At 39.9% G+C, this 311-nt stretch carries 1 protein-coding gene; it reads left to right on the top strand.

Annotated features, from left to right (window positions below):
- The coding region (locus tag EII42_RS12695; RefSeq protein WP_148098076.1) for a phosphodiester glycosidase family protein at nucleotides 1–202 on the top strand (202 nt) is incomplete at its 5' end.
- Between the last annotated feature and the right edge of the window lie 109 nt (nucleotides 203–311).

A 311-nucleotide genomic window follows, 5' to 3' on the forward strand; every position in this document is an offset into this window, starting at 1 on the left:
GGCTGGTTTAGATGAAGGCCAGAACTTACTTTATTTAGTCGTGGTAGAGGGCAGACAACTTACTTATCGTGGCATGACTTTAGATGAACTCGCCGATCTTGCTACTGAATTAAAACTAACGAAAGCAATCAATTTAGATGGTGGAGGCAGTTCTGTTATGGTTGTAGCTCAAAAACGTATTTCCGATTTGCCCTTATTGTAAGGAAATGAAAGGAAGGTCGGAAACCATTTTGGTGTTAGAGTGAAATAATTTTATCTCGTACAGAAAAGTAGTTTTGTGGACAGTGCTGTTATCGAGGCGTAAAATGCCC

Source organism: Tessaracoccus sp. OH4464_COT-324, from assembly GCF_003932855.1.
Classification (GTDB): Bacteria; Actinomycetota; Actinomycetes; order Propionibacteriales; family Propionibacteriaceae; genus Arachnia.